Consider the following 11,401-nt stretch of genomic DNA (forward strand, 5'->3'; position numbering starts at 1 on the left):
TGGCAGCCCTTGAGGAAGAAGCCGGGGGCCTCCTGGGGGACGTCGGTGAAGAATTCCTTTTCCTTCTTGTCTGCAGCGCTGGTTTGGATGTCGGCCATGGTAATTTCTGGGTGCGGGTTAAACGGGGCGCGCAGGATGAGCGCGATTCGGTCCTGCGCAAGCACATTGCCAGAGCTTGCAAAACCCTTCTGCCTGTGGATTCTACGCGCCCCATGTCCGCGAATCTACTCATTTACCTTGATGGCAAGCTTGTTCCTGAATCCGAGGCGAAGATCTCCGTCTTCGACCACGGCCTGCTTTATGGGGATGGCGTATTCGAGGGCATCCGCATCTACAATGGCCGCGTGTTTCGCCTGACCGAGCATCTGCACCGCCTCTACGATTGCGCCAAGGCCATCTGCCTCACCGTGCCGATCCCCTTTGAGGAAATGGAAAAAGCCACGCTCGACACCGTGGCTGCCAACAATCTGCGCGACGGCTACATCCGCCTCGTCATCACACGCGGCGTCGGTTCCCTCGGTTTGAATCCCTACCAGTGCCCAAAGGCCAGCGTGTTCATCATCGCCAGCAGCATCACGCTGTATCCGGCAGAGCGTTATGAGAAGGGCCTGGATCTCATCACCTGCGGCACCCGCCGTCCGAATTCCGCAGCCCTCAGCCCCCAGGTCAAGAGCCTGAACTACCTCAACAACATCATGGCCAAGATCGAGTGTCTGCAGGCCGGCTGCGACGAGGGCATCATGCTCAACGATCAGGGCTTCGTCTCCGAATGCACCGGCGACAACGTCTTCATCGTGAAAAACGGCAAGGTCACCACCCCGCCGATCTCCTCTGGCGCTCTGGATGGCATCACCCGCCGTGCCGTCATGGAAATCCTCGCGGAAATGGGCCAGCCCTGCACCGAGGCCGTCATGACGCGCTTTGACATTTACACCGCCGACGAATGCTTCCTCACCGGCACCGCCGCGGAAGTCATCCCCGCCGTGAAGTATGACCGCCGCCCCATTGGCGACGGCACCCCCGGCAAGCTCACTCAGGAGCTGACGAAGCGCTTCAAGGCGCTGGCAAACAGCACCGGCACTCCGGTCACCTATGCATGAGGTAGGTGACGGCTGCGCCAAATTCCAGTTGGAAGATGGCGCGCTAAATGCAAGTTCCCCAAGGATGAATCAGAAGAATCCATTCGCCCGCTGCTGCAGAGGGCTGCTGCTGCTGGGATGGTCCCTGACCGCTCTCAGCTGTTCAAGCCCGCAGCCGGTCGCGGAGAATCCAATGAGCAGCCGCGCCTGGTGGAAGGGCGATGGCGTCGTGGGCAGTCCCAAGATCGTCATCAACCTCAGCACCCAGCGCGTGCAGTACTACAAGGGCAAGGAACTCGTCGGGGTCTCGCCTATCTCTTCGGGGCGTGAGAGCCATGGCACGGTGACCGGCTCATACAGCATCCTGGACAAGGACATCGACCATCGTTCCTCGCTCTTCGGCTCCTACGTGGACAAGGAAGGCAACGTCGTACAGGGGGATGTGGACACCCGCACCGACCCTGCGCCACCTGGCACGAAGTACATGGGTGCCAACATGCGTTACTTCATGCGCATCGTCGGCGGCATCGGCATGCATGAGGGCTACCTGCCTGGGTATCCGGCCTCGCATGGCTGCATTCGGCTGCCCACCAAAATGGCCGCCATCTTCTTCAAGGAAACACCGCAGGGAACACCAGTCCAAATCATTGGAGAAAGCTCTCTCGCCGCCACGGAAAGCGCGATTCCCATCGGCGTCGAAACGATTCCCGATGTGGCTTCGGCGGAGCCCAAACATGCTGCCAAAAAAGCGAAGATTGCATCGGCTGCAGAAGTGAAGTCGAAGCCAGCAGCCAAGCCAAAAACGACAGTTCGCCGCGCAGTTGTGGATGCCAGCAAGCCTTCCTGGTTCAAGTGGACCCGCAGACCCCCGCGTGGAGCCACGATCTATCTAAACGAAAACGAGTAGCGCGTTCGAGTCCGAAACGTAAACCGAACTTCCAAGTTCGGTGAGAGGGAACGAACTTGAAGGTGACTATTCAGGACCCCTCTAAAGTCTGCAAGGGGAAGGGGGCGGATTCGCCAGCGGGGACGCCTAGCTGCGCTCTCGACGTTTTCAGTTGCCCCCTCACCCAGCCTTTGACTTCGTCTATCTTCGCTTCGCTACGGTTCCCTGAAGAAGACATGCCCCAAGCCATACTCTCGACGGGGAGAGGGGGGGGACGCATTGCGGCTCCGATGAAGTTTCCAAGTGCTCCAGCGCGAATCTCCTCTCCCCGCCCAAGGCTCCGTTGCTCCATATCTCTTTCGGGGAGAGGCTGGGTGAGGGGAGAGATTTCGGGAGCGCACATTGGCCTCCGCAGGGACTTGAATAGTTACCTTGGAAGTTCGGTTTACTTCACCATGACCCACCCCACCAAAATGAGAATGGGCAGCAGGATGGGAATGGAAAAACGGAAAAGATACCCCAGGAACGTGGGCGCATGAACCTTGGATTTGTCAGCGATCGCTTTGACCATGAAGTTGGGGCCGTTGCCGATGTAGCTGCCCGCTCCGAAGAACACCGCGCCAAGTGAGATGGCAATAAGATGTGGCGCATGCTCAGCCGCGAAAGTCATCACGTCGGCCGGAGAATCCACGGAGAGATGCTGCTGGCCCATCGAGGCGGCGAGGAAGGAGAGGTACGTCGGAGCGTTGTCGAGGAAGGCGGAGAGCGCGCCCGTGGTGAAATAATACTGCATCGGCGAGCTGATTTTCAGCGCCTCACCGCTTTGCAGGATCTGCAGCGCCGGGATCATGGTGAGGAAGATGCCCACGAAGAGAAAGCCAACCTCCTTGACCGGACCGAAGTTGAAGTCGTTCGCCTCATGCACCTCCGGCTTGGTGGTGAAATAAGAGGCCACGGCGGCGGCAAACATCACCAGCGCAGGGATGGAGAACACCCCCAGCAGCTTGGTCTCCTGCACACTCTTGGGCAGAAAGACCGCCGCGAGCACCACGCCAAGCCACACGATGTTGAGCAGGCCACGGAAGAACCAGTCTTCATGCGCGGTTTCCGCTTCACGAATCTCCTTGGGGACGCGGGCGAAGTTGCGCGTGTCGAAGATGAAGAAAGCACCCAGCAGCAGCGCAAGGGCCAGCACCCAGGCCTGCCAGCAGTGCTGCAGCACCCAGAAGAACGACACACCACGCAGGAAGCCCAGGAAGAGCGGTGGATCGCCGATGGGGGTGAGGCTGCCGCCCACGTTGCTGACGATGAAGATGAAAAAGACGATGTGGAAGCCGGTGATGCGGAACTTGTTCATCTGGATCCACGGGCGGATCAGCAGCATGGAGGCGCCGGTCGTGCCGATGAAGTTGGCCAGCACAGCTCCGATGAGCAGGTAGAGGGTGTTGATCAGCGGTGTCGCCTCACCTTTGACGCGGATGTTGATGCCGCCAGAGATGACAAAGAGGGACCCCACCAGCGCCATGAAGCTGACGTACTCATTCGCGGCGTGCTGCAACGGATGCCAGTCGTGCTGGACAAAGGCGTAATAGGCTGCGGTCACCAGCCCCAGCGCCAAAGCGACCTTCGGATAATGATGCTCCCAAAAGTGCGCCGCAAACAACGGCATCAGCGCGATGCAGAGCAGCAGAATGGCAAACGGTGCCAGCATGCCCATGGGAGGCAGCGCGGCATGGGCGGGGGCATTGGCGAGGAAGAACATGCAGCGGGGAATAGCTGGAGGTCTGGACAGGTGGATAGGCGCAATCGGTGGGCCGAAAGCTGGAAAATCCTCGGGAGAGAGGCTGGGAGCGCTTACTCCGGACGGCGGTCCAGAATGCCTTTGGCTTTTTCGAGTTCGCCAATCGCCCAGTCGCTGATGCCGGGTTCATCGGTGTCTGCGGAGCCGGTGATGTGCATGCGCCGGATGTAATACTTGTCCATGAAGGCCACGATCTTCTCTGAAACACCCAGGATGCCGCGGTGCACGTGAAGCACGGGCTTTTTCAGCTTTCGGGCGGTGCTGACGGCCTTCTGGGCGGTGCCTGCGGCCTTGGGGGCGAGGGTGAAGACCAGGGTGGCTTCCGCATCACGCACATTGGAACTGACGGCCTCGATCACGTTTTCCGTCTCGCCTTCCTTGAGCTTGTAGCGCGGGTCCAGCGGTTCCGCAGATCCGAGCAGGCCCTTCGGGCACCAGCCGCCGTGCGGGCATTCGTATTTCAACGCCCACTCCAGAGCGGCGCGTTCGACGCCCATCTGAGCGCCGGTGATGATGACAAGTTTGAAAGCCATGGGAACGTTCAGAAGAAATCAGGACAGCGTCTACGGCAAGCACGATCTCGCTTTATTCCAGGTGCCGTCCCAGCATCAGGTCCAGATTGCGCTCCACGATTTCGCCCATGGATTTGCAGGAATCAAACAGATGGGAGTTGTGGTACTCACCCAGTTCGGAGCGAAGCTGGACGACTTTTTCAAAAGGCTCGACCGCATTGTTCTTCATGCAGTGCAGCAGGGAGGTGATGCGCTGGTGCTCGGAGAGATAGCGGCGGGAGATGAGGCTGCGCTCCTCCTCCTGGTACTGCTTCATTGTGGGGTAGTTCAGGCAGGCGGAGCAGAGCTGGACCACCGGGTTGTTCTCTTTGAAGAACTGCGGGAGGTACAGGCTTTTGCGCCCTTCATAGCTCTGCTGGTCGAAGTCGATGGCACGGACGCGGTACTGCACCTCCTCAAAGTCGGGCGTCATGTCCACCACGTAGTTGTAGCTGCGCATGTCGCCCAGGAGGCGGATGAAGCAGCGTTCGCTGAATTTGACGAACTCCTTGGCCAGGCGGACGCCGTTGAAGTCAGGGCGCTGGAGGTAGTCGCGGATGAAGGCGTCTCCCGGCACTCCGGCGATGTGCTCCTCCACCAGTGTGCCTCCCCGGTGCATCAGGTAGTTGATGCGGTTGGGGGAAAGCAGGTGCTCCAGCTCCAGCCCATAGACGCGGGAGGCGTCCGCCGTTTTCACGTAAAAGTGGTCGTAGTTGTCATTGTACTGGTTCACCACCCGGACGCGGAAGGGGCGGGAGTTGCCAAATTCGCAGTAGTCCACGCGCTCCACGAAGAGATGCGGCACCGCGTGGAAATCACCCGTGCGGAGCTGCGAGTAAATGCTGGTGAGCTTGGGGTAGAGCTCCTTCTGCAGTTCGCGCGGATAAAGGACACTGCTCCAGTAGGTGGCGTTGCCCTCCTTGTCGAAAAGCGGGTAGCTTTCAGAGAAATTGCGCAGTTCATCATACTGCGTGGGCAGCGAGTAGCAGCGCCCGAACTGATCGAGGTACTCGATCAGCTCATCGGTGACGGGGATGAAGTTTTTGCGCTTGGTGATCTCGTTCATGCCGGCGCTGTGTCGCACTTCGCGTTCCAACTATCAAGACAGACCTATTTGAGGCTTGTGCGATAGACTGACTTCCTTGCCTTGAAGGCCAACGACCTTCCGTCATATAGCCCAGGGGTGCCGAGCTCTAGCGAGTGCTCCCCTGGGTTCTGGCAGCCAGTATGGGAAGCAAACCCAGTACTCCGCCACACTTTTGTCCCGCCAGCAGCGTCTGCAATGAGCCCCGCTGCGAGTTTGCCGCATTCAGGCACTGAGTCCACTTCCAGCAGAAATGCTCTGCTTGTCAGTCCATTGCGCAAGGTTCAATGGGCGCCGCTTTACGGAGCGGTAGTCGCAATTGGAGCACTTCAGGTCCCGGCGGGTGGCAGGAAGCCGATGCTTGAGAGGTGCTGGAGGTAGAGGTTCATACGGGCCTGATCGATCGGCGGGCAGGTGATTCCGCTGTCATGGAGGTCCTGCAGCGCATTGTGGCAGAATTCGGCGGACCGCTCTTGGGTCAGGTTGAAAAGCACCTGGCGCGGAATGAAGAGCTGGTACACGGCGAGCGGATTTTGTTGCATGCCGAGGTCCCCACCGACTAGGTCTGCCTCCCACTGGGCCTCCGACACTTCCCGGATGGAGTAGCCGAAATCGCGCGTGAGTTTCAGCACCTCGCGGAAACCGGGGGCGGCGGGGTTGATAAGGTGGTAGTTGCGTCCGGTGCCGGTGAAATTGAGCGAGAGCCCCACGATGGCGGCGGCCACGAAATCGACCGGCGTGAGAAGGGTGCTGTTTCCTGAGTCCGGTCCCACTCCAATGGCGAGGCAGGTTTTGAGGAAGATCCAGATCACATTGTCAGCGGGGCAGATGCCCGTGCGGTCATCACCCACAAGCAGGCCTGGGCGGTAGATATGAACGGGGAGGCCCTGCTCACGGGCTTGCGCAAACAACTGCTCGGAAACCCAGCGGCTCTGGCTGTAGCCCACGACGAGTTTTTCATGCAGCGGCAGCGGCGAATCTTCGCGCAACGGCTCTTCATCGCTGGCATCCCCTGCGGCGAAGATGCTGACACTTGAGAGGTAGTGCACGGGCTTGAGCCTGGTCTGGGCGGCCAGACGAATGATCTCCACCGAGCCGCTCACATTGATCGTCCTGAGCTGCGCATAGGCGGCGATGTGATTGATGTGTGACGCAGTATGATAAATGCTGTCCACAGTGGTGGCGAGTTCATCAAAGGCGGCTGGCTCGAGGCCAAGCAAAGGCAGCGCGAGGTCACCCAGGACCGGGATGATGCGGGCGCGGAAGGACTCCTCCCAGCAGCCGTGCTTCTGCAAATGCGCCTCGATCTGCAGCACGGCGTCTTCAGTGTCGGCAGCGCCAATGAGGCAATGCACGGTGGCATGGGTCTTCTGCAAAAGATCACGCAGCAGGTAGGCGCCGAGGAACTCCAAGGCTCCGGTAAGGAAGAGGCATTGCGGCTGCTGGATCTGTGCTGCCGGGACATGCCCCGCAGCGAAAGGAATGTTCCAACGGGCGAGGTCGGCATCCTGCACCATGTCATTTTCAGCAGGGACAAGCGCCGCAGATTCCGTCGCAGTGGCGGCAGGCTCGGCTTTGCCGCCTGTCATCATGTTGAGCAGGATCTCAGCAATTTTTTGCACCGTCGGAGCGCCACCCATGAGCTGGCCCGTGGGGATGGCGATGCCGGTCTGACCTTCGATCTGATGGATGAGCTCGACCGCCATGAGCGAGTCAATACCGATCTCATTGAGCGGACGTTTGGAATCAATCTTGCCGGGAGTGGTGCGGAGGATCTTGGCCACCTGCTCGCGCAGAAAGGTGTCCAAAATGCCCAGCTGGTCTGCAGGCGCGGCGCCAAGCACGGCCTCGCGCAGCCAGTTGGCGTCGTCGGACTGATGTTGCCTGAGCGCGTCTTCCGTGGTCAGCAGAGCATAGCGTGGAGTTGTGATGATGGCTGGCGTGACGGAGGCCCACTTGGACCAGTCAATGCGCGAGACCATCATCTGGCTGATGGCAGGCTGCCGCATGAGTCGGCCCAGGATGGGCAGGCTCTCCGCAGGCGTGATGCCCGCCCAGCCGATGCGGGCAAAATGCTCCTCCAATTTCTTGTGCCGCGCCACGTAACCGACACCGGCCATGACCCCCCAGTTGATGGTGAGGCCCGGCAGGCCTTGCATGCGCCGGTGGTTTGCCAGGGCATCCAGGAAGGCGTTCGCAGCTGCGTAATTCGCCTGGCCGGGACTGCCGATGATGGATGCCACCGAGGAGAACATCACAAAATGATCGAGCGTCACTCCCTGCGTCTGCAAATGCAGATTCCACGCGCCGTTGATCTTCGGCGTGGTGACCTTGGTGAAACGTTCCGCATTCAACTGCGAAATCAGCCCGTCATCCAGCACCATAGCGACGTGGAAAACACCTCGCAGCGGTGGATGCGATTGCGCGATCTCCTGCAGCAGCGCGGTCACACTCGCAGGATCGCTCACGTCGGACTTGATCAAACTGACCTCCGCACCTGCGGCCTGCATGGCTGCCACACCAGCACGGGCTTCATCGGTGGATGCACCACTTCGGCTGGAGAGAACAAGATGGCGCGCGCCTTGCTTCACAAGCCACTGCGACATGGCCAGTCCAAAACCCCCAAGCCCACCCGCCACGAGGTAGGTGGCATCAGGATTCAACAGCAGCGCCGCATTCGGAGTGTCGGCGCTGAGCGAGACCTTGGCATCCGCCATGGTGAGCACCACTTTGCCGATCTGCCTTGCCTGCGTGATGTAGCGGAAGGCATGCGCCGCATCCGCCAGCGCAAACGAGCGATAGGGGAGCGCAGGTAGCTTGCGCGAGCCGAACAGCTTTTTCAGGCTGCCCATGATGGACTTCGAATTGCGCGGATCGAGCGCATGACCAAGGTCGATCGCGTGATACGAAAGATTATGGCGGAATGGGAAGAGCCCCACCTTGGTGTTGCCATAGATGTCGCGTTTGCCGATTTCAAGGAAGCGGCCGTACTGCCGCAGCAGCGAAAGGCTCTGATGGATGGCCTCGCCCGCCAGTGAATTCAGCACAAGGTCCACGCCCTCGTCATTCGTGATGCGCATGACCTCACCGGCAAAAGCCAGCGTGCGTGAATCCAGCACATGCTCCACGCCGATCTTCTTCAAGAACGCACGCTTCTCCGCGCTGCCAGCGGTGGCAAAAATCTCAGCGCCAGTGGCCTTGGCGATGCGCACCGCCGCCTGACCGACACCGCCGGTGGCGGCATGAATGAGCACACGTTCACCCTTCGTCATGCGCCCCTGATGCGTAAGCGCGTAGGAGGCGGTCAAATAGGTCACCATCATCGTGGCCGCCTCTTCCATCGTGAGGTGCGCGGGCTTTGCCAGCACCGCATACTCGACCGTGGTGACATACGTGCCGAAGCACCCGGCCGCGAGCGCCATGACCTCGTCCCCCGGTTTGAACTGCGTCACGTTGGCCCCCACGCGTTCAATACGTCCGGCGCACTCATCGCCAAGCAGCATGGCATCCGCAGCTTCGGCGGGATAAATGCCCAGCGCCTTCATCACATCGCGGAAGTTCAGCGCAGCGGCGCAGATTTCGATCTCAACTTCATTCGGGCCGGGCGCGCGGCGCTCCTTGGCGCGGAACACCAGCTTGTCCAATGAGCCAGGTTTGGCAGACTCAAGCCGGAAGCACTGCTCAGCGTTGAGCGTGGACGTGGAGGTTTGCGCCAGATGATCCAGCGAGCCATGCACTAAACGGTGGACGTAGCGCGCCTCACCGCGCCAGGCGATCTCGGCCTCCGCATCCGCATGCAGCAGTTCGTTGAGCAGGATGGCTGTATCATCCCCGCCAGAAGCATCGAGATCAATGCTGCGGCAGTGCAGGTCCGGATACTCGCTCATAATCACGCGAACCATGCCGTGCAGCGGCGATTGCATGAGGGAGATCGCGGAAGTTTTCTCACCAGCAGGCTGTGCTCCACGCGTGACGAACCACAGGCCGGGCAGCGATACATGGCCTGCTGCTATCAGCGCCTGCACCAGATAGAGCGAACTGTGGCAGACGAGTGTTTGAGACTGAGCAATCTCATCTGTCGCGTCGAGACTCCAGAAGTGCATGACGCCGCGCAAAGGCATAGACGGCAGGAGTTCAGTGAGCAGGCGGGTGTAGTCCTCCCGTGATGAAGCATCAATATGAATGTCATCATCAGCGATAAGCGTGAGGCAGTCCGATGCTCTGACAAGGACGCAGGTGTCGCCACGCTCGCGCAGCGTGTCAGCGATTGAATGGGCAAGGCCATTCTGATCGACAAAGAGCACCCAAAGTCCAGGCTCCGCAGGTGCTTCCTCAATGACGCCAGCAAGCTGCGGCAGCTCCGGGCCGCGCGCGAGCAGTACGACCTGCCCGCTCTGACTTTGATTCGTGACATCAGCCACGGCCTCCACGGCACTGAAGCCTGTCGCAGAGAGCACCTTCTGCCAGTCAGCAGATGGCAGAACAGGATGCTGCACACGCAGCACCGTGTCCTGGAAGTTCCACCAGCGCGCGTCCGTGCCGCATACCAGATCATGCCAGGGAGTGGCTCGTTCAATCTCCAGGACCATGAGCAGGCCCCCGGAGGCGAGCAGCTGGCGCACATGCCCCAGAGACTGCTGCACGTTCTGCGTCAATGACAGCGCATGGGAAACGAGGACGATGTCGAAACGCTCGTCGGCAAAACCCTGCTCAGCCGGCGGCAGATCGAGATCCAGCACGCGGTACTGCACCGAATGGTAGTCGCTGAATTTTTTCCCGGCCTGATCAAAGTGGCGGTCCGAGACATCCGTGAAGCAGTACTCCACACCCGCCTGCGGCAGCCGTGGCAGCACGCTGGCAGCCACACCGCCGGTGCCCGCACCGATCTCCAAAATACGCACGCGCCTGCCTTCAGGGACCTGCGCCAGCGCTGCGCTGACGGCTTCACCGATCACGTGATTGTAAACTCGCGTGAAGACGGACGCCGCTTCAAAGTGCTCCAGCATGTTCGCGGAGAGTACGGTTGATCCGTCACTCTTGCCGCGCAGTACATCGGCCAGTCCGTCGGTGCTGCGGTCCAGCAGCATGAGTTCGGGATGAAAGGCGGGGAAGTGGAAGACGAGATCCTGCCAGAGCTTGTCGCGATTCAGTGCGGCCGGTTTGGCCGTGACCGTCCATGCAGGTGCTTCGGCAGATGGCTGAGCTTGCAACCAGCCGTCCGGCTCCAGCAAGGTGAGCAGGCGGTGCACAAAGCGCTCGTGCGTGGGCTGCACCTTGGTTCGTTTCAGCAAGGCGGGCAGCGTGAAGGTCTCGCCCGGTTTGGGGCGCCAGCCGAGATTCTTGAACACCGCAAGAATCGAACTGCGGCACAGCTGCAGAAAGCGCGGTTCCCACTCCTGATAGCGTGCGTTCATGCCGAGCGCCGTGCTGAAATCAGCAGCGCTCTCGCGGAGCTTTGCGGCCAGCTTGCCGTTGTCGGGCAGGTAGTCTGCAGGCGTGCGTACGCTCGGCACTGCGGAGAGAGGCTTCAGCTGCCACTCGGACTGATAGAGCCAGTCGGCCTGCGCACCAGAGCCCGGCGCGCTGCTCATGGCGGTGTGCTTGCAGAGGAAATCGGTGATCTCCAGCAGCACATTGCCGTCGTCATCGAGGATGAAGAGATCGATGACGATGATCTTTTTCGCAATCGCCTGCGTCCTGCGCACATAGGCCCACACCTTGGCACCGGGCCTGGAGTAGCAGCGGATGCGCTCCATGCGCGCCGGGAGGTAAAGACCGTCCGCCGGAATGGCGATGGTTGGATGGATGCAGGCGTCCAGCAGTGCGGGATGAACGATGTAGCGGTCCATTTCCGCCACCATAGCGGCAGGCAGTTCGATGCGCCCGAGGGCTTCATCCTGGCCTGCCCAGACATGCGTCAGCGCCTGAAACTGCGGGCCGTAGTGCAGCTCGGCGGTGGCGGCAGATTGATAAAAAGCTTTGCCATCGAGTTCCGACACG

At 60.4% G+C, this 11,401-nt stretch carries 6 protein-coding genes; 2 read left to right on the forward strand and 4 right to left on the reverse strand.

The window, feature by feature from the left end; all coding sequences use genetic code 11:
• Positions 1–212: 212 nt before the first annotated feature.
• Positions 213–1,100, forward strand: a complete 888-nt coding sequence (ilvE, locus tag ACIREA_RS16345) for a branched-chain-amino-acid transaminase (protein WP_397383364.1) — start codon at positions 213–215, stop codon at positions 1,098–1,100.
• Positions 1,101–1,272: 172 nt separating this feature from the next.
• Positions 1,273–1,986 (forward strand): L,D-transpeptidase family protein, encoded by a 714-nt coding sequence (locus tag ACIREA_RS16350; RefSeq protein ID WP_397383365.1) that lies wholly within the window; start codon positions 1,273–1,275, stop codon positions 1,984–1,986.
• A gap of 424 nt (positions 1,987–2,410) precedes the next feature.
• On the opposite strand, the gene ACIREA_RS16355 is transcribed toward ACIREA_RS16350, so the two are convergent.
• From ACIREA_RS16355 to ACIREA_RS16370, 4 genes are all read right to left on the reverse strand, one after another.
• Complete coding sequence (locus ACIREA_RS16355; protein WP_397383366.1) at positions 2,411–3,727, reverse strand: sodium:proton antiporter; 1,317 nt, start codon at positions 3,725–3,727, stop codon at positions 2,411–2,413.
• Between the two features lie 92 nt (positions 3,728–3,819).
• A complete protein-coding gene (locus ACIREA_RS16360; RefSeq protein ID WP_397383367.1) occupies positions 3,820–4,299 on the reverse strand; it encodes a YpsA SLOG family protein in 480 nt (159 codons plus the stop codon).
• Between the two features lie 52 nt (positions 4,300–4,351).
• A complete protein-coding gene (locus tag ACIREA_RS16365) occupies positions 4,352–5,383 on the reverse strand; it encodes a hypothetical protein (RefSeq protein ID WP_397383368.1) in 1,032 nt (343 codons plus the stop codon).
• Between the two features lie 347 nt (positions 5,384–5,730).
• Positions 5,731–11,401, reverse strand: a 5,671-nt coding sequence (locus ACIREA_RS16370) for a thioester reductase domain-containing protein (RefSeq protein WP_397383369.1), incomplete at its 5' end; no start/stop codon positions are given.

The organism is Prosthecobacter sp. (genome assembly GCF_044373815.1).
Lineage (GTDB): Bacteria > Verrucomicrobiota > Verrucomicrobiia > Verrucomicrobiales > Verrucomicrobiaceae > Prosthecobacter.